The 23249-nt window shown below is 59.5% G+C and carries 24 protein-coding genes and 1 riboswitch; of the genes, 14 read left to right on the forward strand and 10 right to left on the reverse strand.

All coding sequences use genetic code 11. The features are described from left to right. Positions 1–165 precede the first annotated feature (165 nt). From ACA064_RS24605 to rpoE, 3 genes are read right to left on the reverse strand one after another with little or no spacing between them, the layout of a single operon-like run. Positions 166–1125 (reverse strand): MucB/RseB C-terminal domain-containing protein, encoded by a 960-nt coding sequence (locus ACA064_RS24605; protein ID WP_497670452.1) that lies wholly within the window; start codon positions 1123–1125, stop codon positions 166–168. 12 nt (positions 1126–1137) lie between these two features. Further along, positions 1138–1716, reverse strand: a complete 579-nt coding sequence (locus tag ACA064_RS24610) for an RseA family anti-sigma factor (protein WP_497670453.1) — start codon at positions 1714–1716, stop codon at positions 1138–1140. A gap of 35 nt (positions 1717–1751) precedes the next feature. After that, positions 1752–2330 carry an RNA polymerase sigma factor RpoE/AlgU gene (gene rpoE / locus ACA064_RS24615; protein WP_150642086.1) on the reverse strand — a complete coding sequence of 193 codons (579 nt, stop codon included), beginning with the start codon at positions 2328–2330 and terminating at the stop codon, positions 1752–1754. Between the two features lie 570 nt (positions 2331–2900). Here rpoE and nadB point away from each other — a divergent pair. Further along, positions 2901–4517, forward strand: a complete 1617-nt coding sequence (gene nadB, locus ACA064_RS24620; RefSeq protein WP_497670454.1) for an L-aspartate oxidase — start codon at positions 2901–2903, stop codon at positions 4515–4517. Here nadB and ACA064_RS24625 read toward each other — a convergent pair. Both ACA064_RS24625 and ACA064_RS24630 read right to left on the reverse strand, forming a co-directional pair. Further along, on the reverse strand, positions 4486–4938 hold the full coding sequence (locus tag ACA064_RS24625) for a protein YgfX (RefSeq protein ID WP_497670455.1): 453 nt from the start codon (positions 4936–4938) through the stop codon (positions 4486–4488). The genes nadB and ACA064_RS24625 overlap by 32 nt on opposite strands. Beyond that, the gene (locus ACA064_RS24630) at positions 4922–5176 is read right to left on the reverse strand and encodes an FAD assembly factor SdhE (RefSeq protein WP_150642083.1); all 255 of its coding nucleotides are present in this window, start codon (positions 5174–5176) and stop codon (positions 4922–4924) included. Before ACA064_RS24630 ends, ACA064_RS24625 begins: the two co-directional genes overlap by 17 nt. A 149-nt stretch (positions 5177–5325) precedes the next feature. Here ACA064_RS24630 and ygfZ point away from each other — a divergent pair, with 149 nt between their 5' ends. Together ygfZ and ACA064_RS24640 are read left to right on the forward strand one after the other, a co-directional pair. After that, positions 5326–6267 carry a CAF17-like 4Fe-4S cluster assembly/insertion protein YgfZ gene (gene ygfZ / locus ACA064_RS24635; protein ID WP_497670456.1) on the forward strand — a complete coding sequence of 314 codons (942 nt, stop codon included), beginning with the start codon at positions 5326–5328 and terminating at the stop codon, positions 6265–6267. Positions 6268–6302: 35 nt separating this feature from the next. Then, complete coding sequence (locus ACA064_RS24640; protein ID WP_497670457.1) at positions 6303–7124, forward strand: HDOD domain-containing protein; 822 nt, start codon at positions 6303–6305, stop codon at positions 7122–7124. Between the two features lie 192 nt (positions 7125–7316). Here ACA064_RS24640 and ACA064_RS24645 read toward each other — a convergent pair whose 3' ends face one another. Together ACA064_RS24645 and ACA064_RS24650 are read right to left on the reverse strand one after the other, a co-directional pair. After that, positions 7317–8702 carry a sensor histidine kinase gene (locus ACA064_RS24645; RefSeq protein ID WP_497670458.1) on the reverse strand — a complete coding sequence of 462 codons (1386 nt, stop codon included), beginning with the start codon at positions 8700–8702 and terminating at the stop codon, positions 7317–7319. Beyond that, entirely contained in the window at positions 8695–9366 is a 672-nt protein-coding gene (locus ACA064_RS24650) for a response regulator (protein WP_497670459.1), read from the reverse strand. The genes ACA064_RS24645 and ACA064_RS24650 overlap by 8 nt, the downstream gene beginning before the upstream one ends. Before the next feature lie 235 nt (positions 9367–9601). On the opposite strand from ACA064_RS24650, the gene ACA064_RS24655 reads away from it, so the two are divergent. The 5 genes from ACA064_RS24655 to ACA064_RS24675 all read left to right on the forward strand — a co-directional run bounded on the left by ACA064_RS24655 (position 9602) and on the right by ACA064_RS24675 (position 15015). Then, positions 9602–10894, forward strand: a complete 1293-nt coding sequence (locus ACA064_RS24655; RefSeq protein WP_497670460.1) for an OprD family porin — start codon at positions 9602–9604, stop codon at positions 10892–10894. Between the two features lie 80 nt (positions 10895–10974). Then, on the forward strand, positions 10975–11952 hold the full coding sequence (locus ACA064_RS24660) for a Bug family tripartite tricarboxylate transporter substrate binding protein (protein ID WP_497670461.1): 978 nt from the start codon (positions 10975–10977) through the stop codon (positions 11950–11952). Between the two features lie 58 nt (positions 11953–12010). Next, entirely contained in the window at positions 12011–12469 is a 459-nt protein-coding gene (locus ACA064_RS24665; protein ID WP_497670462.1) for a tripartite tricarboxylate transporter TctB family protein, read from the forward strand. A gap of 1 nt (position 12470) precedes the next feature. Further along, entirely contained in the window at positions 12471–13985 is a 1515-nt protein-coding gene (locus ACA064_RS24670) for a tripartite tricarboxylate transporter permease (protein WP_150642077.1), read from the forward strand. Next, positions 13978–15015 carry an AbrB family transcriptional regulator gene (locus ACA064_RS24675; protein ID WP_497670463.1) on the forward strand — a complete coding sequence of 346 codons (1038 nt, stop codon included), beginning with the start codon at positions 13978–13980 and terminating at the stop codon, positions 15013–15015. The genes ACA064_RS24670 and ACA064_RS24675 overlap by 8 nt, the downstream gene beginning before the upstream one ends. Before the next feature lie 40 nt (positions 15016–15055). Here ACA064_RS24675 and ung read toward each other — a convergent pair whose 3' ends face one another. Next, a complete protein-coding gene (gene ung / locus ACA064_RS24680; protein ID WP_497670464.1) occupies positions 15056–15748 on the reverse strand; it encodes a uracil-DNA glycosylase in 693 nt (230 codons plus the stop codon). Between the two features lie 130 nt (positions 15749–15878). Here ung and dspII point away from each other — a divergent pair, with 130 nt between their 5' ends. Further along, a complete protein-coding gene (dspII, locus tag ACA064_RS24685) occupies positions 15879–16991 on the forward strand; it encodes an enoyl-CoA hydratase/isomerase DspII (protein ID WP_497670465.1) in 1113 nt (370 codons plus the stop codon). 60 nt (positions 16992–17051) lie between these two features. On the opposite strand, the gene ACA064_RS24690 is transcribed toward dspII, so the two are convergent. Continuing rightward, positions 17052–17879 (reverse strand): mechanosensitive ion channel family protein, encoded by an 828-nt coding sequence (locus ACA064_RS24690; protein ID WP_497670466.1) that lies wholly within the window; start codon positions 17877–17879, stop codon positions 17052–17054. Positions 17880–18120: 241 nt separating this feature from the next. Further along, positions 18121–18579, reverse strand: a complete 459-nt coding sequence (locus ACA064_RS24695; protein ID WP_497670467.1) for a hypothetical protein — start codon at positions 18577–18579, stop codon at positions 18121–18123. 315 nt (positions 18580–18894) lie between these two features. Further along, a riboswitch (guanidine-I (ykkC/yxkD leader) is annotated at positions 18895–18995 on the forward strand. Between the two features lie 61 nt (positions 18996–19056). On the opposite strand from ACA064_RS24695, the gene ACA064_RS24700 reads away from it, so the two are divergent. The 5 genes from ACA064_RS24700 to ACA064_RS24720 are packed head-to-tail and all read left to right on the forward strand — an operon-like array spanning position 19057 to position 23135. Then, a complete protein-coding gene (locus ACA064_RS24700) occupies positions 19057–20124 on the forward strand; it encodes a putative urea ABC transporter substrate-binding protein (protein ID WP_497670468.1) in 1068 nt (355 codons plus the stop codon). A 19-nt stretch (positions 20125–20143) separates the two neighbouring features. Then, positions 20144–20959, forward strand: a complete 816-nt coding sequence (locus tag ACA064_RS24705) for an ABC transporter permease (protein ID WP_497670469.1) — start codon at positions 20144–20146, stop codon at positions 20957–20959. Next, positions 20956–21744 carry an ABC transporter ATP-binding protein gene (locus tag ACA064_RS24710; protein WP_497670470.1) on the forward strand — a complete coding sequence of 263 codons (789 nt, stop codon included), beginning with the start codon at positions 20956–20958 and terminating at the stop codon, positions 21742–21744. Before ACA064_RS24705 ends, ACA064_RS24710 begins: the two co-directional genes overlap by 4 nt. A 14-nt stretch (positions 21745–21758) precedes the next feature. Continuing rightward, on the forward strand, positions 21759–22484 hold the full coding sequence (locus tag ACA064_RS24715) for an urea amidolyase associated protein UAAP1 (RefSeq protein ID WP_497670471.1): 726 nt from the start codon (positions 21759–21761) through the stop codon (positions 22482–22484). Between the two features lie 9 nt (positions 22485–22493). After that, positions 22494–23135, forward strand: a complete 642-nt coding sequence (locus tag ACA064_RS24720) for an urea amidolyase associated protein UAAP2 (RefSeq protein WP_497670472.1) — start codon at positions 22494–22496, stop codon at positions 23133–23135. The last annotated feature ends 114 nt before the right edge of the window (positions 23136–23249 follow it).

Consider the following 23249-nt stretch of genomic DNA (forward strand, 5'->3'; position numbering starts at 1 on the left):
CCGAGAGGCTCTGACCTATAAAAAAAATCCGGGTATTTTGCAAATTGAAATGCTCACCAAACATTTCGACAGCTCAATAAAGAGCTCAATCGAGAGCTCAATTGTGAAGCACGCATTGGTGACCTCTCACACAACCAACGAGCGTTTGATGAGCATCGAAACAGCTCACTGCTTGGACGCAGGGGCTTCGTTGCGCATCGAAAGCGCAATCCGTTCAGCAGTGCCAATCGGAATTTCACCGACCACAGTCACCATCACTTCACCTTGCGATGTGGTCAGGCGACGCGATACCGCGGCAGTCGGGCCCAACTGGGTTCGAGTATCAGTGCCCGCCTCGCCGTTCAAAGGCTCGAGAAACACCGAGAACCGCGCCAGGCCATCGTCATACATCAGACTATTGACCAGGATCTTGGTGTCCGCATCCCGGTGCGCAGAACTACTGGTCAGTTCAAACCCTGGCGGTAGCCAGTCGGAATGCCAGGTCTGGGAAGTCTTCACCGCCGAAGCCTTGTCACTGCCCAGGGCCACAGGCTTGCACTCGCCACTGGCCTGTAACTCGCTGTCGCCGGGCATATCCGCGGTATCAAGCCGGGTAAACTGGAAGCGTTCGAGCAACTGCCCTTTGTCACTCAACAGCAATGACTTCAATGGCAGACCCGTTTCACGGTCCAGGTGCAGTTCGAACCCGTACCGATGCTGATCGCGAGGTGTCAGCGAAACAATCACGGCCGATCGACCGGCCACGCGCGACTTGCCGATCACGGCAAGGTCGTACCAATTCTTGAGTTTTTGAGGATCGAGTGTGCGAGCAGAAGCGTCGGGGGCATCCCCAAGCCCTGCTATCAGGGTGCCGCTGACGCATTGAGTATGCCCATCAATGCGCACGACTTCCTGAGCCGAGCCGTCGAGCTGAAGCAAACGCTCGCGGACCTTGCCATCCTGGACGCGATGCCAGATGTTATGGGTAGAAAAACTACCGTTACGCTCGTAGACAAAAGTACCTTGAAAGCTTTGCTGTTGTTCAGCCTGACCCAGACGGGTCAACCAGTCCTGAGCTTCGTCGGCATGGGCTGGAACAATGAACCAGCCACCGAGCAGAAGCGTAAGTAGAGGTATGGCGCGCATAATCCTCCTTAATTAGCGATTTTCCAGGCTTGCCGCACGGGCATAAGGCAGAGCGCTCTCAGTGCCTTTAAGTGCAGCTTGTTGGGCATGTTGGCGCAAGTAGCCTGGCAAACGCTGCCCTGGCTGAGCTTGCAGTACGCCGTTGGCCATAGGACCAGTGGCATCCGAGCCTTCACTATAGCCTGCCAATACCGCCGGGCCTTTAACTTGTGGTACGGCCAGGCCTGGTTGAGCCGATTGCTGAGCCAGTTCGACCCCAGCGATCTCATCCTGGTTGTACAGACGCACACCCGCCAACACCGCAACAGTCACCGAAGCGGCAACCGCCAGACGACCCAGGTTACGCCATGGACCGCGTGTTGCCTTGACCGGCACGGCTTCGTCAGCCAGAGCAGCAGAAACTGCCGCAGCGATATCCAGGCGAGGAAGCAACAAATCCTTGTGCATGACAGCACGAGCGACTTGGTAGCGAGCCCAGGTATCACGGGTTTCAACATCGTCGAAGGCATTCAACACCCGACGCAATTCCAGTTCGTCCGCTTCGTTATCCATCACCGCGGACAGCGATTCCTGCAGGGCTTCACGACTCATGGCGGTTCCTCTCTTGGCTGTCGCCGCTGTCTCAGTTAATCCTGCAACAACGGCTGCAGGGCTTTATCAATGGCTTCCCGAGCGCGGAAAATCCGGGAGCGCACGGTACCCACCGGACACTGCATGACGCTCGCAATGTCCTCGTAACTCAGACCATCGAATTCACGTAAAGTTAAGGCCGTACGCAAATCTTCTGGTAATTGCTGAATGGTTCGATGGACGGTGCCTTCGATCTCATCCCGCAGCAATGCACGCTCTGGCGACTCGAGATCCTTGAGACCATGATCGCCGTCGTAGAACTCCGCATCTTCAGAACTGACATCGCTATCCGGCGGCCGGCGGCCGCGTGAAACCAGATAGTTCTTCGCCGTGTTGATGGCGATGCGGTACAGCCACGTGTAAAACGCACTGTCGCCGCGAAAATTACCAAGTGCACGATAAGCCTTGATAAAGGCTTCCTGTGCGACATCCTGAGCTTCATGGGTGTCGTGCACGAAACGCACGATCAACCCGAGAATTTTGTGCTGATATTTCAGCACCAACAGATCGAAAGCTCGCTTGTCGCCACGCTGAACGCGCTCTACAAGTTGCTGATCCTCTTCCTGGGTTAGCATGAACACTCCTCGTTAAACTTGCAGGAGGCTTGCATTCCCAATCGATCAACCTTGCAAACATAGACTCGGGTTTTTCGCAAAAGTTCTCCCCCTCCAAGCAAGTTTCCTGCACGCTCTAATTTGGCACGCACGAAAAGCACAGCTCTGGCAAAAGGCCGGCTGCGCGAATAATCTTGTCGTCGAATTCACCTGCAATGACTGATATGCCGGTCCTGCATGATTTCGACGCTGCCACTTTCCATCGGGCAACCTTCTATTGAGCCTGTCGGTTCAGCAAAAGTTCCCAATATTTATAGCCTTGCGACGCGAACATTGTGCATCCAGGAACGGAAAAAGGTTGTTTCATCCTCGATACAGTTATCTGATCGTCGATTTAACTGGTAAATCAACGGGCGCCTGCTCAAGCTGAGAACAACCTATCAGCCACCGTAGTCTCACAATGCCACGACTACCCGGCTATTGTGCCGATCCACCCCTCTATATACTAGTGGGCTGTGTGGCTGTCTTGACTCGCCGATCCAGGTGTCTTGCGCCTACCCCGACCCGGATCGCATTGAGCGGAATCCTGAAATGAGCCAACAGTTTCAACACGATGTACTGGTCATTGGCAGCGGCGCTGCCGGCTTGAGCCTTGCGCTGACCTTGCCCGGTCATTTGCGCATTGCCGTATTGAGCAAGGGCGACCTCGCCAACGGCTCGACCTTCTGGGCCCAGGGCGGTGTTGCCGCCGTGCTGGATGACACCGACACCATTGAGTCCCATGTCGATGACACGCTCAATGCCGGTGGCGGCCTGTGCCATGAAGATGCGGTGCGCTTTACCGTCGAGCATAGCCGCGAGGCGATCCAATGGTTGATCGACCAGGGCGTGCCCTTCACCCGCGATGAACAATCCGGCACCGAAGACGGCGGATTCGAGTTCCACCTGACTCGCGAAGGCGGTCACAGTCACAGACGCATCATTCATGCCGCCGATGCCACCGGCGCGGCGATTTTCAAGACCTTGCTGGACCAGGCCAAACAACGGCCGAATATCGAACTGCTGGAACAACGGGTTGCCGTTGATCTGATTACCGAAAAACGCCTGGGCCTGGACGGCAAGCGCTGCCTTGGCGCCTATGTGCTCAACCGTGGCACCGGCGAAGTCGACACCTATGGCGCGCGCTTCACCATCCTCGCCTCCGGTGGCGCAGCCAAAGTCTATCTCTATACCAGCAACCCCGACGGCGCCTGCGGTGACGGCATCGCCATGGCCTGGCGCTCGGGTTGTCGGGTGGCGAACCTGGAATTCAACCAGTTCCACCCTACCTGCCTCTATCACCCGCTAGCCAAGAGCTTTCTGATCACCGAAGCCCTGCGCGGCGAAGGTGCACACCTGAAGCTGCCCAACGGCGAACGCTTCATGCAGCGCTTCGATCCTCGGGCCGAACTGGCGCCGCGGGACATCGTCGCCCGCGCCATCGACCATGAGATGAAACGCCTCGGCGTCGATTGTGTATACCTGGACATCAGCCATAAGCCGGAAGCGTTCATCAAGAGCCACTTTCCGACCGTGTATGAGCGTTGCCTGGAATTCTCCATCGACATCACCAAACAGCCGATCCCGGTGGTTCCGGCGGCGCACTACACCTGTGGCGGGGTGATGGTCGATCAACAGGGTCGTACCGATGTGCCGGGTCTGTACGCAATCGGCGAAACCAGCTTCACCGGCCTGCACGGCGCCAATCGCATGGCCAGCAACTCATTGCTGGAGTGTTTCGTCTATGCCCGCTCGGCAGCGGCAGACATTCTTGAGCAACTGCCACATATTCGGGACTCTCTCGCCCTGCCCGCCTGGGATGCCAGCCAGGTCACCGATTCCGACGAAGACGTGATCATTGCGCACAACTGGGATGAATTACGGCGTTTCATGTGGGACTACGTCGGTATCGTGCGCACCAATAAGCGCCTGCAACGGGCCGAGCATCGTGTGCGCCTGCTGCTGGATGAGATCGATGAGTTCTACAGCAACTATAAAGTCAGCCGCGATTTGATCGAGTTGCGCAACCTGGCCCAGGTGGCCGAACTGATGATCCGCTCAGCCATGGAGCGCAAGGAAAGCCGCGGCCTGCATTACACCCTCGATTACCCGGACATGCTGCCGATCGCCCTCGACACTATTCTGGTGCCCCCCACCTACGCCGACTGAATTTGAGTCGAACCCGCAGGCGTCGGTGCAGATCCGCCGCCTGCGAGTCATGGGGCACGCAGATCGCCCGCACCCGCCTTTCACCACGCAGACGAAACCGCAACACGACGATCAGCGGCAGGGCCAGGCTGTCAGGTCGCAATTGCACCGGTTGCCAGCCATGAGCGGCACTCCACAGTTGCCAGCCGTCGGCATCCCGGCGCAAACCGCGAAAAGACGAAGGATGATTCAATAAAACCTGCCGTGGCAGCGCCCACAGGCCATGGGCCAGGCACATGACCATCCCGGACAGGCTCGCCCAGAGCGGTATGGATAGCAGAAACAACGAACCCAGCGCGAACAGCTGGGCCAGGAGATAAGCCGCCAGCAACTGCCGTGAGGCATGCCAGCGGCATTCGAAATGATTACTTGGGCTGGACACGATCCAGAATCATTCGGACCATGCGTTGTAGCTCGGGATCTTCCGATTCGGCGCGCTCCATGAACCAGCCGAACATGTCCTGATCTTCGCATTCGAGCAGCCGGGTGTAGCATTCGCGGTCTTTGGCATTCAGGTGCGGGTAGACCTCTTTCACGAATGGCACCAGCAATACATCGAGCTCAAGCATGCCGCGGCGGCTGTGCCAATAGAGGCGATTCAGTTCAACATCTTCGACCATGGAGCGCTCCTCAAATAGAGCGCAAGTATACAGCCCGAGGCGGCGACGAACACTCGGCTTTGGTCGGCCATCCGCTATCCTTTGGAAACTACCCATTTCAAGGGCACGCCCTTATGATGTCCTCCAGACTTTTTAACCTGCGATGACCCATGGCTGATTCTGCTTTTTTCTGCACCTTGTCTCACGAAGGCGTTCTTGCCGTTCGTGGCCCGGATGCCAGTAAGTTCCTTCAGGGGCAACTGACCTGCAACCTCAATTACCTGAGCGATACCCAGGCCAGCCTCGGTGCGCGCTGCACTCAGAAAGGTCGCATGCAATCAAGCTTTCGCATCCTGCCGGAAAGTGATGGCTACCTGTTGGCGATGGCCAGCGAACTGTTGGAGCCGCAACTGGCGGACCTGAAAAAGTACGCGGTATTCTCCAAATCGAAACTGACTGACGAAAGCGCCGCCTGGGTTCGCTTCGGCCTTGGCCAGGCGGATGCCACGCTGACCGCACTGGGTCTTGCTCTGCCGCCGCAAGCCGATGCGGTAGTGCGCACCAATGGTCTGATCGCCATTCGCGTGTCCCCTGATAGAGCCGAACTCTGGGCGGCGGCGGATCAGGCTCAAGCCCTGCGCGATCAATTCTCCGCGCAACTGGTCGAGGGCGATCTGAATCAGTGGTTGTTGGGGCAGGTTCGCGCCGGCATCGGCCAGGTCATGCCGACTACTCGCGAACTGTTCATTCCGCAAATGATCAACCTGCAAGCCGTCGGCGGCGTGAGCTTCAAGAAAGGCTGCTACACCGGCCAGGAAATCGTCGCGCGCATGCAATACCTGGGCAAACTCAAGCGTCGGCTATATCGACTGCAACTGGACGCCAGCGAACTGCCTGAGCCCGGCGCGCAATTGTTCTCCCCAACCCACGGCAGCTCCATCGGCGAAGTGGTGATTGCCGCCCAGGCCGGTCAAGGCATTGAGCTGCTGGCCGTGCTGCAAGCCGAAGCCGCTGAAGGTGGCATCATCCATCTTGGCGCGCTCGAGGGGCCCGCCCTGCAACTGCTCGACCTGCCTTACCAACTGGACCGTGATCGCGAAATCCAGCGTTAATTGCAGCACCTTTTGCAGCACCCTAGAGAATAGAAATGAGCGAGCTGGCGGAAAAGGTCCAACAGGATTTGGTTGTGGCCATCGATAACGATGACCTGGTTCTGCCAACGTTACCGGAAGTGGCCCTGAGGATTCGCCGGGCCGCTGAAGATCCGGACATCAGCGTCAGCACCCTGAGCAAGGTGATTGGCCGCGATACCGCGCTATCGGCGCGGCTGATCAAAGTGGTCAACAGCCCGCTGTTGCGGGCCGCCCAGGAAGTGACCGACCTGCATACCGCGGTCAGCCGGCTGGGGGTCAACTACAGCAGCAACCTCGCCATTGGCCTGGTCATGGAGCAGATTTTCCATGCCCGTTCCGAGGTAGTGGAGCGGAAAATGCGCGATGTCTGGCGCAAGAGCCTGCAGGTGGCCGGCGTCAGTTATGCCCTGGGCCGTCACCGGACTCAATTGCAGCCGGATCAAGCGGCGCTAGGCGGACTGGTGCACCAGATCGGGGTACTGCCGATCCTGACCTACGCCGAAGATCACTATGAGCTGCTATCGGACCCGGTCAGCCTCAACCATGTGATCGAACAGATTCATCCGTTGCTCGGCGACAAGCTGCTCAGTGCCTGGGAGTTTCCGGAAATGCTGGTGAAGCTACCGGGGCAATACCTGGACTTCAAGCGCCAGTCAGAGCGAGTCGACTATGTCGATCTGGTGCAAATCGCGACGCTGTACTGCCATAAAGACACCGACCACCCACTGGCCAGGATCGACGTCATCAACGTACCGGCCTTCAAAAAGCTGGGCATTGATCCCGAAGACAAAGTGATGTGCCGTGATCTGGAAGAGGCGCGGTCGATGTTTTATTGATTACTATTGCGATGCGGAAAAATTGTGGCGAGGGGGCTTGCCCCCGCTGGGGCGCGAAGCGGCCCAAAAATCCGCAACCCCCACTGTATCAGACACACCGCATAATCTGGTTTTACGACTGCTTCGCAGCCGAACGGTGGCAAGCCCCCTCGCCACAGCAAGCTCCCTCGCCACAGATATTGTGTTCAGCCCCTACCCGGCAACAAAACTCACCCGAACCTTCAACCCTGCCTGTGCGCCATCGTGCAGGCTGATCTGCGCCAGATGGGCGCGGCAGATCTCACCGACAATCGCCAGGCCCAGTCCTGAACCCGCGCCCTGCTGGCTGCTTCGGTAAAAACGCTCGAACACCCGATCACGTTCCTCCTGGGGAATCCCCGGCCCGTCATCTTCGACCTCGAGCACCGCAGGAGCCGTCACCCGCAAGATCACATTGCCGCCTGGCGGGGTATGGGCCAATGCGTTATCCACCAGATTGCTCAATAGTTCATTAAGCAAAGTCGGTTCGCCCCGCAACCACACCGGCTCATCCGCCTCCAGCGCCAAGGCAACCCCCCGCGCGTGCGCCAGCGGCGCCATGGCCATGCCCAGTTCACGGGCCAACTGGCTGAGATCGAGCAACTGCGCCCCGCCTTCGGCAATTGCCCGGGCACCGTTTTCGATACGGGCCAGCGAGAGCAATTGGTTGGCCAGGTGAGTCAGCCGGTCGGTGCCCTGAGCGGCGCTTTCCAGCGTGGTGCGCCAGGTCTCGGGCTCCTTCGCGCGCAGACCCAACTCCAGCCGCGCCTTGAGCGCCGCCAGTGGCGTGCGCAACTCATGGGCGGCATCGGCAATGAACTGCGCCTGACGCTCGAACTGCCCGCGCAAACGCTCGGTAAAGTGGTTGAGCGCGCGCACCAGCGGCCACAATTCGTGTTGCACCTCCACCAACGGCAAGGGCCGCAAATCATCCGGCTGACGCTCCTCCACCGCCGTGCGCAAGCGCTCCAGCGGTCGCAACGCCGCGCTGACCGCAAACCACACCAGCATCAGGGCGCCGATCGCCAGCATGCCTAGACGCAGCAAGGTATCGGCCGCAAGACTGCGAGCCATGCTGACCCGCGCCTCATCGGTTTCTGCCACGCGGATCTCCGCCATGCCGTTCATATTCGGCTCGCTGACAGCCTTGAGCAGGCTCACCACCCGCACGTTCTGCCCTTGGTATTTGGCGTTATAGAAGCGCGCCAGCGCCGGGTAATCGTCGGTGCGTGGGGTACCCGGCGGCGGCCCGGGCAGATTTTCGTAGCCGGAAATCAACTTCTGGTTAATGTCGTTGACCTGGTAATAAATCCGCCCGGCGCTGTCGTAGGCGAACGTGTCGAGGGCGACATAGGGCACATCGGCACTGAGACTGCCGTCGCGCTGGGAAAGCCCCGCGGCGATGGTCCGCGCCGAAGCCAGCAAGGTCCGGTCATAGGCGGTGTCGGCGGCTTCCCGACCATTCCAGTACGCACTCAGACCACTGGCCAGCATCAATACCACCAGCAGCAGCGCGAGGTTCCACAGCAACCGCCAACGCAGACTGCTGGGCTTATGCATCGCGGGTTTCCAGCAGGTAGCCAAGCCCCCGGAAGGTGACGATTGCCACGGACTGACCATCGAGTTTCTTACGCAGACGGTGGACGTAGATTTCGATCGCGTCGGGGCTGGCCTCTTCGTCGAGGCCAAACACCTGGGAAGCCAGTTGCTCTTTGCTCATCACACGCCCTGGCCTGGCGATCAAGGCTTCGAGCACCGCCTGCTCGCGGGAGGTCAACGTGAGCAAGTCATCGTCAAGGGTGAAGCGTCGGGTATCCAGGTCATACACCAGGCCCCCGCATCGCTGCTGCCGCTCGCCGCCGAGCACGCTGCGACGCAGCAGGGCCTTGACCCGCGCTTCCAGTTCGGTGAGCTCAAAAGGTTTGGCCAGGTAATCGTCGGCACCAAGATTGAGCCCATGGACCCGATCCTTGACGTCGCTGCGGGCGGTCAACATCAATACCGGCAGGTTTTTCCCACGCCCGCGCAATCGCGCCAGTACCTCGAAGCCATCCATGCGCGGCAGGCCGACGTCGAGGATCACCACCGCGTATTCCTCGCTGCTCAGGGCCAGGTCGGCGGCTACCCCATCGTGCAGCACATCGACGGTCAGGCCGGTGCTTTTCAGTGCTTGGGCGACACTTTCGGCCAGCTGCAGATGGTCTTCGACGAGAAGAACACGCATGGATTTGTACCTCGTTCAGGGATCGGTCGACTCCATTCTTTGGCGCGGAGTTTACAGCCGCATCCGCCGCTGTGAAGCCTGTAAACATTGAAAGTCAGTTGAAAGGTTAGCGAAAGGTTGGCCGGTTAGAGTCCAGACACGGACAGTTTCGACTGCCGTAACTGCTTGAAGGGTAGTGACCGAAAAACGCCTCGAAGCGTTTTCGCCAATAAGAACAATAACGGAGTACTTCACGATGCTGTCCACGCAGCCACAGGCTCGCCCGCCTGTTCGTTTTTCCCGCCTCAGCCAGACCGCCCTTGCCAGCGCCACCGCCCTCGCGAGCTTTTCGCCGTTCAGCCACGCCGCCTTCTTCGAAGACAGTAGCGCCACGCTGGAAACCCGCAACATGTATTTCAATCGTGATTTTCGCAGTGGCACCAGTGCCCAGCAATCCAAGCGTGACGAATGGGCCCAGGGTTTCATGCTCAACCTGCAATCGGGTTACACCGAGGGGACTGTAGGCTTCGGCGTCGACGCACTGGGCATGCTCGGGGTCAAGCTCGACTCCAGCCCCGACCGCACCGGCACCGGACTGTTGCCGACCCACGATGACGGACGTGCCGCCGACGAGTATTCCAAACTCGGCCTGACCGGCAAGGTGAAAATCTCCGCCACCGAACTGAAGATCGGCAGCCTGATCCCGGAACTGCCAATCCTCAAGGCCAACGATGGGCGCATCCTGCCGCAGACCTTTGAAGGCGGCATGCTGACCTCTAAAGAAATCAAGAATCTGACCTTCACCGGCGGACGTCTGAACCAGGCCAAGGATCGCGATGACAGCAACTACGAGGAGATCGCCCTCAACAACAAGAACGGCCGCTTCGTATCCGGTGCGACCGGCGAGCATTTCAACTTCGGCGGCCTGGATTACAAATTCACCGACAAGATCACCGGCAGCTACCACTACGCCCAACTCGATGAGGTGTACAACCAGCACTTCCTCGGCGTGATCGCTTCGCAACCTTTCGGTCCCGGCACTTTCGCCACCGACCTGCGCCTGGCCATCAGTGACGACCAGGGCGCGGCCCGTGGCGGCAATATCGACAACAAATCCCTTAACGGCCTGGTCAGCTATGCCTTGAACGGGCATAAACTCAGCGCCGGCTATCAGCACATGTCCGGCGACAGTGCCTTCCCCTATGTCGATGGCAGCGATCCGTACCTGGTCAACTTCGTCCAGATCAACGATTTCGCCGAAGCCGAAGAACGCTCCTGGCAGGCCCGTTACGACTATGACTTCGCCGGGCTCGGCATTCCCGGCCTGAGTTTCATGAGCCGTTACATCAGCGGTGACAACATCAAGCTGAAAAACGGTGACTCGGGTAAAGAGTGGGAACGCAACAGCGAGATCAAATACGTAGTGCAAAGCGGCGCCCTCAAGGACGTTGCCGTACGCCTGCGCAATGCCACCTACCGTTCCAATTACTCGGCCCGCGACGCGGATGAAATGCGTTTGCTGGTGAGCTATAGCGTTGCCCTTTGGTAATTGATCCAAACGCCAAGGGCCAAAGATCGCAGCCTGCGGCAGCTCCTACCCACAAAACAACAATTTCTCTGGAGACCACAATGAATTTATCACTGCGTAAAGTTGCTCTAGCCGCCAGCTGCATGCTGTTCGCCGGCCAATTGCTCGCCGAGCCGAAGCGCCCGGAATGCATCGCCCCGGCCTCCCCCGGCGGCGGTTTCGACCTGACCTGCAAACTGGCGCAAAGCGCGCTGGTCAACGAAAAACTGCTGAGCAAACCGATGCGTGTGACCTACATGCCCGGCGGAGTCGGCGCGGTGGCCTACAACGCGGTGGTCGCCCAGCGTCCAGCCGATGCCGGGACCCTGGTGGCCTGGTCCAGCGGTTCGTTGCTGAACCTGGCCCAAGGCAAGTTCGGCCGCTTCGATGAAAACGCCGTGCGCTGGCTGGCAGCTGTCGGCACCAGCTACGGTGCCATCGCCGTGAAAAGCGACTCGCCCTACAAGAACCTCGATGATCTGGTCCAGGCGCTGAAGAAAGATCCGAGCAAAGTGGTGATCGGCTCCGGCGGAACCGTCGGCAGCCAGGACTGGATGCAGACGGCACTGATCGCCAAAGCTGCCGGGATCAACCCGCGCGACCTGCGTTATGTCGCTCTCGAAGGCGGCGGCGAAATCGCCACTGCCCTGCTCGGCGGCCACATCCAGGTCGGCAGTACCGACATCTCCGACTCCATGCCACACATCCAGAGCGGGGACATGCGCCTGCTCGCGGTGTTCTCCGACAAGCGTCTGGACGAGCCGGAAATGAAAGACATCCCGACCGCCAAGGAACAGGGCTACGACATCGTCTGGCCGGTAGTACGTGGTTTCTACCTCGGGCCAAAAGTCAGCGACGAAGACTACGCGTGGTGGAAAGCCGCTTTCGACAAACTGCTGGCCTCGGAAGATTTCGCCAAGCTGCGCGATCAGCGCGAACTGTTCCCCTTCGCCATGACCGGCCCGGAGCTGGACACCTACGTGAAGAAACAGGTCGCCGACTACAAAGTACTGGCCAAAGAGTTCGGCCTGATCCAGTGATCGCCTCTGTCTAGCGGTTGCGCCCCGGGTATTCAGGGGCGCAACCCAGGAGTTTCCCATGCTCTTACAACGCATCTTCGCTTCGGTGCTGCTGCTGGTCTGTGTCGGCCTGACACTGATGGCGTGGCCGTATCAGGCGGCCTTTTCCTACGAACCGGTCGGGCCCCGGGCCTTTCCCCTGCTGATGCTCGGCCTGATGGGGTTGGGTCTGCTTTACATGATCTTTCGACCGGCCCCCATTGTGCACAGCGAAGACGATCCGCAACTGGACCGCGAAACCCTGACCAAGATCGGCATCTGTGTGGTGCTGTTGCTGGTGTTCGCCGGGACCTTCGAACCCCTCGGGTTCATTGTCTCCAGCATCCTGATCGGCATTCCAATGGCGCGCCTGTATGGCGGTCGCTGGTTGCCCAGCGTGGTGATCATCAGTCTGATGAGTATCGGTCTGTACCTGCTGTTCGACCGGGTAATGGACGTTCCACTGCCTTTGGGCCTGCTCGACGTTCTGGAGAATTGATATGGATACCCTGAATTATCTCGGCCAGGGCTTCGGCGTTGCATTGACACCTTACAACCTGGTAACTGCGCTGTGCGGCACTCTGATCGGCACCGTGGTCGGCCTGCTACCGGGTCTGGGTCCGATCAACGGCGTGGCGCTATTGATCCCGATTGCTTTCGCTCTCGGCCTGCCGCCGGAGTCGGCGCTGATTCTGTTGGCGGCGGTTTATCTGGGCTGCGAATACGGCGGCCGCATCAGCTCGATTCTGCTGAACATCCCGGGTGAAGCCTCCACTGTGATGACCACTCTGGACGGTTACCCGATGGCTCGCCAGGGTCTTGCCGGCGTTGCATTGTCGCTATCGGCCTGGAGCTCGTTCATCGGCGCCTTTATTGCCACCTGCGGCATGGTGTTGTTCGCGCCAATACTGGCGAAATGGGCGATCGCCTTCGGCCCGGCGGAATACTTCGTGCTGATGGTTTTCGCCATTGTCTGCCTTGGTGGCATGGCCGGTGATCGTCCGCTGAAGACGTTTATCGCGGCGCTGATCGGCCTGTTTCTGTCGAGTGTCGGGATCGATGCCAACAGTGGCGTGTACCGTTTCACCGGGGACAACATCCACCTCACCGACGGCATTCAGTTCGTGGTGCTGGTATTGGGTCTGTTCTCCATCAGCGAAATCCTTCTGCTGCTGGAAAAAACCCATCGCGGCCAGGAAGCGGTGAAAGCCACCGGGCGGATGATGTTCAACTTCAAGGAAGCAGCGTCGGTATTCACGGTGAATATCCGTTGCGGCTTGCTGGGTTTCATCATGGGCGTGTTGCCGGGTGCCGGCGCGACCCTGGCCAGTGCCGTGGCCTACATGACCGAGAAACGTATCGCCGGTGCCAGCGGCAAGTTCGGCCAGGGCGACAAGCGTGGTCTCGCGGCACCTGAAACCGCCATCGGCGGTGCTGCCTGCGGCGCATTGGTGCCGATGCTGACCCTCGGCGTTCCAGGCTCCGGCACTACTGCGGTGATGATCGGCGCGCTGTCGCTGTACAACATCACCCCGGGCCCGCTGCTGTTCCAACAGCAACCGGACATTGTCTGGGGGCTGATCGCTTCGTTGTTCGTCGCCAACGTCATGCTGGTGATCCTCAACATTCCGATGATCCGTATCTTCACCCGCATCCTCGCCGTGCCGAACTGGGCACTGGTGCCGGTGATCGCCATCATCACCGGGATCGGTGTCTACGCGGTGCATGCCACCACTTTCGATCTGTTCCTGATGATCGGCATCGGCATCTTCGGTTACATCCTGCGCAAGCTCGACTTCCCGCTGTCGCCAGTCCTGCTGGGCTTTATCCTCGGCGGTCTGATGGAGCAGAATCTGCGTCGGGCGCTGTCGATTTCCAATGGAGCGCTGGAGATCCTCTGGTCGAGTCCGATCACTTTCGGCGTCTGGGTGCTGACCGCAATCATGCTGCTGATGCCAATCCTGCGGATCTGGCGCAAGCGTTCCGCGCAGCGTCGTGCCTTGGCTAATGCCTGAGATCTCCTTCAAAAACTGGTGGGGAACTCCGCTGGTCGGTCTGCTGGGCGGTTACCTCGCCAGCCAGATCGGCTGGCCGCTGCCATGGATGGTCGGCTCGTTGCTGGCGATCATCCTGGTGCGCTGCCTGACACCTTGGCAACTGGCGGAAATCCCTGGCGGGCGCAAATGCGGCCAGTGGGTAGTCGGCATCGGTATCGGCCTGCACTTCACCCCGGTGGTGATGGAGCAGGTCATGAGCCACTTCGGTCTGATCTTCTTCGGTGCGTTAATCACCAGCCTGTCCGCTGTGGTCGGGGTCTGGTTGATGCGGCGTACCGGGGAGGATCGCGCCACCGCGTTCTTTTCCAGCATGCCCGGCGGCTCCGGGGAAATGGTCAACCTCGGCGCACGCAATGGCGCGGTGCTCAGCCGTGTTGCGGCGGGGCAGAGTCTGCGGGTGCTGGTGGTGGTGCTGTGTGTGCCGGCGGCCTTCAAGTATTTGCTGGGCGACGGTGCGCCGGTTTTGCATCCGGCAGCCGTCGACTGGCGGTGGCTGGCCATCCTGTTCCCTGCGGGTGCCCTGGCCGCCTGGCTCTGGGAACGTCTTCGTCAACCCAATCCCTGGCTATTCGGGCCACTGCTGGTGAGTGCGGCGGTGAGCATCAGTTGGGATCTGCATATCGGGTTGCCCAATGGTGGCAGCCAGATCGGCCAATGGCTGATCGGCAGCGGGTTGGGTTGTCACTTCAACCGACAGTTTTTCCGTCGCGCACCATCGTTCATGGGCCGGACCTTGATCGGCACGGCATTGACCATGTTGATCGCTGCCCTGGCGGCGCTCGGCCTGAGTGCTCTGACTCAGCTGGATTTACGCTCGTTGACCCTGGGCATGATGCCCGGCGGCATTGCTGAAATGAGCCTGACCGCCGAAACCCTGCAACTGTCGGTACCGCTGGTGACGGCGATGCAGGTGATGCGCTTGCTGTTTGTGTTGTTTCTGGCGGAGCCGTTGTTTCGGTATTGGGACAGGTCGCCGGAGAAGACCTGAGGCGAACACAAGATTTGTGCTACCACAGAGGAAGCGGCGGTCAAACCGGCGGCAATCGCCATTCGATCGGCGTCTCGCCGTTCTGCTCGAGAAATTTGTTGGCCCGACTGAAGTGCCCGCAGCCGAAGAACCCGCGATAAGCGGACAGCGGCGACGGATGCACCGAGGTCAGCACCAGGTGCTTGGTCGCGTCGATCAGCTTCTGCTTGCTCTGGGCGTGGGCGCCCCACAGCAGAAATACCAGATGCGGCTGACGTTCGCTGACGATCTCGATCACCCGATCGGTAAAGTGCTGCCAGCCCTTGCCCGCGTGGGCGTTGGCGGTGGCCCGCTCCACCGTCATGGTGGTGTTGATCATCAGCACGCCTTGGTCGGCCCAGCTTTGCAGGCAGCCGTGGGTCGGGATGTCGATGTTCAGGTCGCGTTTCAACTCTTTATAGATGTTCACCAGCGACGGCGGTGCCGGCACGCCCGGTTGCACCGAGAAGCACAACCCGTGAGCCTGACCCGGGCCGTGGTACGGATCCTGGCCGAGAATGACGACCTTGACCTTGTCCAGCGGCGTGGAGTTGAGCGCGTTGAAAATCATCGGTCCCGGCGGATAGATCTCCTTGCCCGCAGCGCGCTCCTGTTGCAGAAAAGTGCGCAACTCTGCCATGTAAGGCTGGTCGAATTCGGCACGCAGTGCCTCCTTCCAGCTCGGTTCGAGTTTGATACGGTCGTCGGAAGTCATCACAAGGTCCACAAAAACAATGGGCGCACCCTAAGAAAGCCCGCCACGCTTGTCAATTGATCTGAAGCAGAACCGGCACTTTCCTGCATTGCGATCATACTGAACGCTTAAATTCCAAATCGAGGTCACGATGAATCTGCACTTCGAAGAACTGACCGGCACCGACGGCGCGCGAATCGGCATCGCCAGCCTGGATGCCGAAAAGTCCCTGAACGCCCTTTCCTTGCCGATGATCCATGTCTTGAGCGAGCGTCTGAACGCCTGGGCAAAAGACCCGGAGATCGTTTGCGTACTGTTACGCGGCAATGGCGCCAAAGCGTTTTGCGCAGGCGGCGAGGTCCGTAGCCTGGTTGAAGCCTGCCGTGCTCATCCCGGTGAAGTCCCGCCCTTGGCCGGACATTTTTTTGCGGCGGAATACCGCCTCGACTACAGCCTGCACACCTACCCCAAACCACTGATCTGCTGGGGGCATGGCTACGTGCTTGGCGGCGGCATGGGCTTGTTGCAGGGTGCCGGTATCCGCATCGTCACCCCGAGCAGCCGCCTGGCCATGCCGGAAATCAGTATCGGTTTGTACCCGGATGTCGGTGCCAGTTGGTTTCTTTCGCGCCTGCCGGGCAAGCTCGGATTGTTCCTCGGCCTGACCGGGGCCCATATGAATGGCCGCGATGCAATCGACCTGGATCTGGCTGACCGCTTTCTGCTGGATGAACAGCAGGAGGAACTGATCGAAGGCCTGCTGCAATTGAACTGGCAGGAACAGACCGCCATGCAACTCAACAGCCTGCTCAAGGCTCTGCAGCAGGAGGCCGTCGGGCAGATGCCCGAGCCGCAATGGTTGCCGCGGCGCCAGCAGATCGATGAGCTGCTGGATGTCAGCGATGTGCGCTGCGCCTGGCGCGCCATCAGCCTGCTGCGCGATCACCACGACCTGCTGCTCAGTCGGGCGGCAAAGACCCTGAGCGAGGGTTGCCCACTGACCGCGCATCTGGTCTGGGAGCAGATCATCCGGGCCCGCCACCTGTCACTGGCCGAAGTATTTCAGATGGAATACACCATGAGCCTCAACTGCTGCCGCCATCCAGAGCTCAGTGAAGGAGTGCGCGCCCGCCTGATCGACAAGGATCAGAAGCCCCATTGGCATTGGCCGGATATCAATACGATTCCGGATGCGGTGATCGAGGCGCATTTCCACAAGGTGTGGGAAGGTCGGCATCCGCTGGCGGATTTGTCCGACTACTGAACATAAAAGCGGCGCATGATGCGCCGCTTTTTCGTTAGAGGGGTTAGCGGTTATGCTCAACTATCCTTCAATCAAAGCCGCGCCGTCAGCCCTATTTTTCAGCACATCCCGAATAACTTCGTTCGCGGCAAAATAAACCGACCAATAATGGTCATTATGGCAATATGAGCGTACCACCAACATTAATATATCTGCGGTAATTTCGGAGACCCTGATATCAATTCCCGGCTCAACCAACACATCAGGAACTGCACTTAACCGTCTCCTGAGCAAAGCAATAACGAGTTGATCATCCTGCTCGATAGGCAGCGCAACGGTCAATTCAACGCGACGAAAAGAATTGCTGGAAAAATTCTGAATGTTGTCGGAAAAAATCTTATTATTGCCGACCAACGTCACGACATTATCCGCCGTAATAATGGTGGTCGCGAAAAGTCCGATCTCGGCTACCGTACCAATGACGCCGCCCGCACTGATCTCGTCTCCCACCTTGAACGGGCGCAGCACAATTATGAAGCCGCCAGCCGCCAAATTCGCCAGCAAACCTGACCACGCCATCCCGATAGCCAAGCCAACTGCCGCCAGTATGGCCGCAAAGCTGGTGGTTTCAATGCCGCAATAGCCCAGAATGGCAATGACTAAAATAATATTCAAAGTGACGGTCACAAAAGACCCGACATAGCGCAGGACCGTAGGGTCCAGTTTCTGCCGCGTCATGGACTGGCGCACAAACTCGACCACTAAATTTATTATCCACCGCCCCACAATCCAGAACACGACGGCGGAAATAATCTTGAGACCAAAAGCAGATCCGTATTCGACCAGCATGTTCGCAAAAGCGCCCATTTTTTCGACACTTGCATTCGCTACGTTACTGACCTCTTCCATGGCGGCTACTCCACACTCATTACATGCACTAGGCTTTCGTTCGATCCACTAATTTCACACCATCCTCGCATGCAGACTCTCGAAAAAATAACTGCTTGTCTACTGTCAAGTCTTACAGGTCACAAGCCTTATCCTCTATTTAAAAAAATCAATCCGTAGGACTTTCACCCACAATATTGCGCCCATGCTGGGCGCACATAAAAAAAGCGGCGCATGATGCGCCGCTTTTTTATGGGAGGTTTTAGCGGTTATGGCTTCCTCTATTACCTCGGTCGCCATGATCGCCACGTCCGTTGCGCTCACCTCGATTGTGGCGATCGCCGTGGCGATTGTCGCTCTGGCGGTGATGGGAATCCCAGCCACGATTCGGGTAAGACCGGTGTACCGAGCGTGGAGCCTGCTGGTAATGCCGTGGAGACTGGTAATGCCGTGGAGACTGGTAGTGCCGTGAAGACTGGTAATGCCGTGGAGACGACTGGTAATACCTTGGAGAAGGCTGGTAATACCTGGGCGCCGAGTAGTATCGCGCTGGCGGAGCATAGTAGCGGCTCCGGTCCTGGTAGTAAGACCCGCCTCCGTAGTAGCCCGGATTCGGCGAGGTATAGACATCAGAACGGTAGTAGCTCGATCCTCCATCGTAGGGCGCGCACGCAGAAAGAGACAAACCCAGTACAACAATCAGAAGAAGTCGTCGATACATGGCGGCCTCCCGGACCGCTAATGGGCACACACCAGCGACGCTGGTCGGCGACAATCAACAAATAGTCAACCGTCGAAACATCTGACAGCCAAAACGGTATCTGGTGCGCCTCCGCAATACGCTGATACAACTAGCCTACAGCCATGATCGCCCCATCCCAGTGCGGACAAGCACCACAACCATGCAGGGATTGCCCTTCCCGCTCGTCAGACATTTGCGCCAAGCCCTCTGGATCGGGGCTCGGCAATACTTGGCACGGCTCTCGCTTAGTCATAAGCGTGCAGGAGTCATCACAGGTTCGCGGCACCACAATTTGCAATGGCTGACTAGGGTTCCGGCTCGCTTAGGCGAGTGGCTGGTCCGAGAGTCGGCGACCTCCAGTTGAGGTTACACGGCGGGATAAAAGCCCGGGAGACAAGCCACCGTTAACGGTGCCGCGTTGCTCCTGTCCGCCCTTGATCAACTGGAGAACCATCCATGTCCCAGCTTCGTTTACCCACCCTGCTCGCCGCCGCTTTCGCGGCCATCGTGAGCTTCTCGTCCCAAGCCGCACAGAAAGACCACTTCAGCGTCTGCTGGACTATCTACGCCGGTTGGATGCCCTGGGAATACGCCGGCAGCCAAGGCATCGTCGACAAGTGGGCGAAAAAGTACGGCATTACCATCGATGTGGTGCAGCTCAATGACTACGTCGAATCCATCAACCAGTACACCGCCGGCCAGTTTGACGGCTGCACCATGACCAACATGGACGCGCTGACCATTCCCGCCGCCGGTGGCGTCGAAAGCACCGCACTGATCGTCAGTGATTTCTCCAATGGCAACGACGGCATCGTTCTCAAAGGTGAAGGCAAGACAGTTGCCGACCTGAAAGGCATGAACGTCAATCTGGTCGAACTGTCGGTCTCCCACTACTTGCTGGCGCGGGCGCTGGACTCGGTCGACCTCACCGAGAAAGACTTGAAGGTAGTGAACACCTCCGACGCCGATATCTCGGCGGCCTTCAACACCGACGAGGTACAAGCCCTCACCACCTGGAACCCGATGCTCTCGGACATCAAAGCCAAGCCTGGGGTTACCCAGGTGTTCGACTCGAGCAAGGTGCCCGGCGAAATCATGGACATGATGGTGGTCAACACCCAGACCCTGAAGGACAACCCGGCACTGGGCAAGGCACTCACCGGCGCGTGGTTTGAAGTGGTCGGCCTGATGAGCGGTAAATCCGCCGCCAGCAACGCAGCGCTGGAACATATGGCCAAGGCATCGGGCACCGACTTGCCGGGTTTCCAGTCGCAACTGGACACCACCAAGCTGTTTGCCACGCCCAGGGAAGCCCTCGATTTCGCCACCAGTGCCCAACTGCCCAACACCATGCGCAAGGTCGCGGAGTTTTCCTTCCAGCACGGACTGCTCGGTGAAGGCGCCAAGGACACCAGTGCCGTCGGCATGTCCTTCGCCAATGGCGTGACCAGTGGCGACAAGACCAACCTCAAGCTGCACTTCGATCCGAGCTACGTGCAGCTGGCCGCCGAAAGCAAACTTTAAGCCTGCGGAGGACACGGCCATGCGCCTGATCAATCGCCACCCGGATCGCCCGAGTCGCCTGCTGCTGGTGATCCTGCCGTTCGCCCTGGTGCTGTTCGCCTATTTCATGGGCTCGGCCGAGCGGCTGACGGACAACCCCAACGACAAGCTGCTGCCCAGCGCGGTGCAAATGACCGACGCGGTGAAACGCCTGGCCTTCAGCGCCGATCCGCGCAGTGGCGACTACCTGCTGTGGCAGGACAGCGCTTCCAGTCTGCGTCGATTGGCCATTGGCCTGGGCATCAGCGCCCTGGCCGGGCTTTGCCTGGGCATCGCCGCCGGGACCCTGCCGTTGTTCGGCGCGCCCTTGTCGCCTTTGCTGACGGTGTTGTCGATGGTGCCGCCGCTGGCGATCCTGCCGATTCTGTTCATCGTCTTCGGCCTCGGCGAGCTGTCGAAGGTGATGCTGATCGTGATCGGCATCACCCCGTGCCTGGCCCGCGATCTGGAACAGCGCGCCCGGGAAATTCCCCTCGAGTTGCTGATCAAGGCGCAGACCCTCGGCGCCTCGACCTGGACCGTGATTCTGCGGGTGGTGCTGCCGCAACTGCTGCCTCGCTTGCTGATCTCCCTGCGGCTGATGCTCGGTTCAGCGTGGCTATTTCTGATCGCCGCCGAAGCCATCGCCTCCACCGATGGCCTGGGCTACCGGATCTTCCTGGTGCGCCGCTACCTGGCGATGGACGTGATCTTGCCTTACGTGGTGTGGATCACCCTGCTCGCCTGGCTGATGGATTGGGGCCTCAAACGCCTGACCCAGCGGGCCTTCCCCTGGTATGAAGGAGCGCGGGCATGAGCTTCATCACCGTGAACAACGTCTGGCAGCAATACGCCGATCAGGTGGTGCTCGAACGGCTCAACCTCAGCGTCAACGAGGGCGAGTTCTGCACCCTGGTAGGGGCATCGGGTTGCGGAAAATCGACCTTTCTGCGGCTGCTGCTGGGCCAGGAAAAAGCCAGTCGTGGCGAGATCCTGCTGGACGGCCAAGCGCTGGCTAGCGAACCGGATGCCAGCCGTGGCGTGGTGTTCCAGCGTTATTCGGTGTTCCCGCATTTAACGGTGCTGGACAACGTCGCCCTTGGTCTTGAACTGCCACGTTCGCCACTGCTGGGGCGCTTGTTCGGCAGCGCCAAGCGTGAGGCGCGTGAGCAGGCATCCGTGCTGCTGCACAAAGTCGGCCTCGGTCACTCGCTGGACAAATACCCCGCGCAGCTGTCCGGCGGCATGCAGCAACGGCTGGCCATCGCCCAGGCACTGATCATGAAACCCCGGGTGCTACTGCTCGATGAACCCTTCGGCGCCCTCGACCCGGGCATTCGCAAAGACATGCACAGCCTGCTGCTGGAGCTGTGGCGCGAGACACAGTTGACGGTATTCATGGTCACTCATGATCTGTCCGAAGGCTTCAGCCTCGGCACCCGCCTGCTGGTGTTCGACAAGGTCCGCCTCGACCCGCACGCCCCCGGCGCCTATGGCGCACGCATCACCTACGACATCCCTTTGAACAGCGACCGCCGCGCCAACAGCAAAGCCGTCGACGCCCTGCCGGCTGCGCTGGCGGGCAAGCTTCGCACCGCTTGAGAGGACTATTTCAGATGACTGATTCGACTCAACTGTTCCGACCCTTCGCCGAAGAAATGCTTCCCGGCGGAGGTCACCGTTCCTTCGTGCTTAAACGCGGTCAACTGCTGCGTCTGACTGACCTTCGCGGTGGCGCCAATGTCAGCCTTACCCTGCTCAACGCCAACGAGAAAACCGAGCGGCTGAACTTGCCCGACAGCCTTAAATGCCAACACACCGCCAAACTCACCAGCGGCCATTGCCTGTACTCGGACATGGGCCGGGTGCTGGCGGCGATCACTGCCGACACCTGTGGTTGGAGTGACAGCATCGGCGGCGTGCTCTGCGCGGAGGAAGTCGCGGAAAAATACGGCCAGGGGCGTTTTCAGGAGCTGCGCAACGGCTTCTACCGCAATGGCACCGACAACTTGCTGGTGGAGTTGGGCAAATGGGGCCTGGGCCTGTCCGACCTGCTGATGACCCTCAACCTGTTCAGCAAAGTCAGCGTCGATGCCGACGGGTGTTTCCACTTCATCGAAGGCAACTCCAAAGCCGGTGACTACATCGAGCTTTATGCGCCGATGGACACCCTGATGGTACTCACCGCCCTGCAGCATCCCATGGACCCGAACCCGGAATACGCGCCCAAGCCGCTCAAGCTGAGCTGGATGAACGCCGACTCCAGCGTCGCCGAGCACTGCCGCACCTCGCTTCCTGCGAACGAGCGCGGCTTCATCAACACCGACCGTTTGTTCGCCTGAGGATCAGCCATGTCTTTAGCCATCGCCAGCACCGAAAAGCATCCTGAAGCCGCGGTGTACCGCGCGACCATCCCGTCCGGCGAACCGTGGTTGATGGAGGTCAAGGCCGGCCAGACCCTGCGCATCCTCGACCTGGAAGGCAATCAGGCGGTCGACACCTTGTTCTACAGCCTGCAAAACCCCAGGGAACGCTACGACGTGCAGCGCACTCTGCGTCGGCAAAACAGCGTCTACCTGAGCACCGGCAGCGTGCTCTATTCCAACCTCGGCCGGCCGCTGCTGACCATCGTCGAAGACACCTGCGGCCGGCACGACACCCTCGGCGGTGCCTGTGCCCAGGAGAGCAACACCGTGCGTTACGCGCTGGAGAAACGCTACATGCACAGCTGCCGCGACAACTACCTGCGGGCCTGTGCCCATGACGGGCGACTGGGCAAGGCCGACATCGGGCCGAACATCAATTTTTTCATGAACGTGCCGGTGACCGCCGACGGTGGCCTGACCTTCGAAGACGGCATCTCGGCACCGGGCAAGTACGTCGACCTGCGGGCCGAGATGGACGTGATCGTGCTGATCTCCAACTGCCCGCAATTGAACAACCCGTGCAACGCCTACAACCCGACCCCTGCGGAGCTACTGGTATGGAACTGAAACTCGCACGCCTGCGCCGTTGGTTGTTTGCCCTGTGCCAGAGCCGCTCGGGGCAATGCATTAAATAACCAAGGCGACGCAAAATCCTGTGGCGAGGGGGCTTGCCCCCGTTCG

The organism is Pseudomonas sp. LBUM1658, from assembly GCF_059716055.1.

Bases quoted from the DNA above. Each gene is read 5' to 3' on its own strand.
- ACA064_RS24605 (WP_497670452.1), bottom strand. From the start codon at position 1,125: ATGCGCGCCATACCTCTACTTACGCTTCTGCTCGGTGGCTGGTTCATT.
- ACA064_RS24610 (WP_497670453.1), bottom strand. From the start codon at position 1,716: ATGAGTCGTGAAGCCCTGCAGGAATCGCTGTCCGCGGTGATGGATAAC.
- rpoE (WP_150642086.1), bottom strand. From the start codon at position 2,330: ATGCTAACCCAGGAAGAGGATCAGCAACTTGTAGAGCGCGTTCAGCGT.
- nadB (WP_497670454.1), top strand. From the start codon at position 2,901: ATGAGCCAACAGTTTCAACACGATGTACTGGTCATTGGCAGCGGCGCT.
- ACA064_RS24630 (WP_150642083.1), bottom strand. From the start codon at position 5,176: ATGGTCGAAGATGTTGAACTGAATCGCCTCTATTGGCACAGCCGCCGC.
- ygfZ (WP_497670456.1), top strand. From the start codon at position 5,326: ATGGCTGATTCTGCTTTTTTCTGCACCTTGTCTCACGAAGGCGTTCTT.
- ACA064_RS24640 (WP_497670457.1), top strand. From the start codon at position 6,303: ATGAGCGAGCTGGCGGAAAAGGTCCAACAGGATTTGGTTGTGGCCATC.
- ACA064_RS24645 (WP_497670458.1), bottom strand. From the start codon at position 8,702: ATGCATAAGCCCAGCAGTCTGCGTTGGCGGTTGCTGTGGAACCTCGCG.
- ACA064_RS24650 (WP_497670459.1), bottom strand. From the start codon at position 9,366: ATGCGTGTTCTTCTCGTCGAAGACCATCTGCAGCTGGCCGAAAGTGTC.
- ACA064_RS24655 (WP_497670460.1), top strand. From the start codon at position 9,602: ATGCTGTCCACGCAGCCACAGGCTCGCCCGCCTGTTCGTTTTTCCCGC.
- ACA064_RS24660 (WP_497670461.1), top strand. From the start codon at position 10,975: ATGAATTTATCACTGCGTAAAGTTGCTCTAGCCGCCAGCTGCATGCTG.
- ACA064_RS24665 (WP_497670462.1), top strand. From the start codon at position 12,011: ATGCTCTTACAACGCATCTTCGCTTCGGTGCTGCTGCTGGTCTGTGTC.
- ACA064_RS24670 (WP_150642077.1), top strand. From the start codon at position 12,471: ATGGATACCCTGAATTATCTCGGCCAGGGCTTCGGCGTTGCATTGACA.
- ACA064_RS24675 (WP_497670463.1), top strand. From the start codon at position 13,978: ATGCCTGAGATCTCCTTCAAAAACTGGTGGGGAACTCCGCTGGTCGGT.
- ung (WP_497670464.1), bottom strand. From the start codon at position 15,748: ATGACTTCCGACGACCGTATCAAACTCGAACCGAGCTGGAAGGAGGCA.
- dspII (WP_497670465.1), top strand. From the start codon at position 15,879: ATGAATCTGCACTTCGAAGAACTGACCGGCACCGACGGCGCGCGAATC.
- ACA064_RS24690 (WP_497670466.1), bottom strand. From the start codon at position 17,879: ATGGAAGAGGTCAGTAACGTAGCGAATGCAAGTGTCGAAAAAATGGGC.
- ACA064_RS24695 (WP_497670467.1), bottom strand. From the start codon at position 18,579: ATGTATCGACGACTTCTTCTGATTGTTGTACTGGGTTTGTCTCTTTCT.
- ACA064_RS24700 (WP_497670468.1), top strand. From the start codon at position 19,057: ATGTCCCAGCTTCGTTTACCCACCCTGCTCGCCGCCGCTTTCGCGGCC.
- ACA064_RS24705 (WP_497670469.1), top strand. From the start codon at position 20,144: ATGCGCCTGATCAATCGCCACCCGGATCGCCCGAGTCGCCTGCTGCTG.
- ACA064_RS24710 (WP_497670470.1), top strand. From the start codon at position 20,956: ATGAGCTTCATCACCGTGAACAACGTCTGGCAGCAATACGCCGATCAG.
- ACA064_RS24715 (WP_497670471.1), top strand. From the start codon at position 21,759: ATGACTGATTCGACTCAACTGTTCCGACCCTTCGCCGAAGAAATGCTT.
- ACA064_RS24720 (WP_497670472.1), top strand. From the start codon at position 22,494: ATGTCTTTAGCCATCGCCAGCACCGAAAAGCATCCTGAAGCCGCGGTG.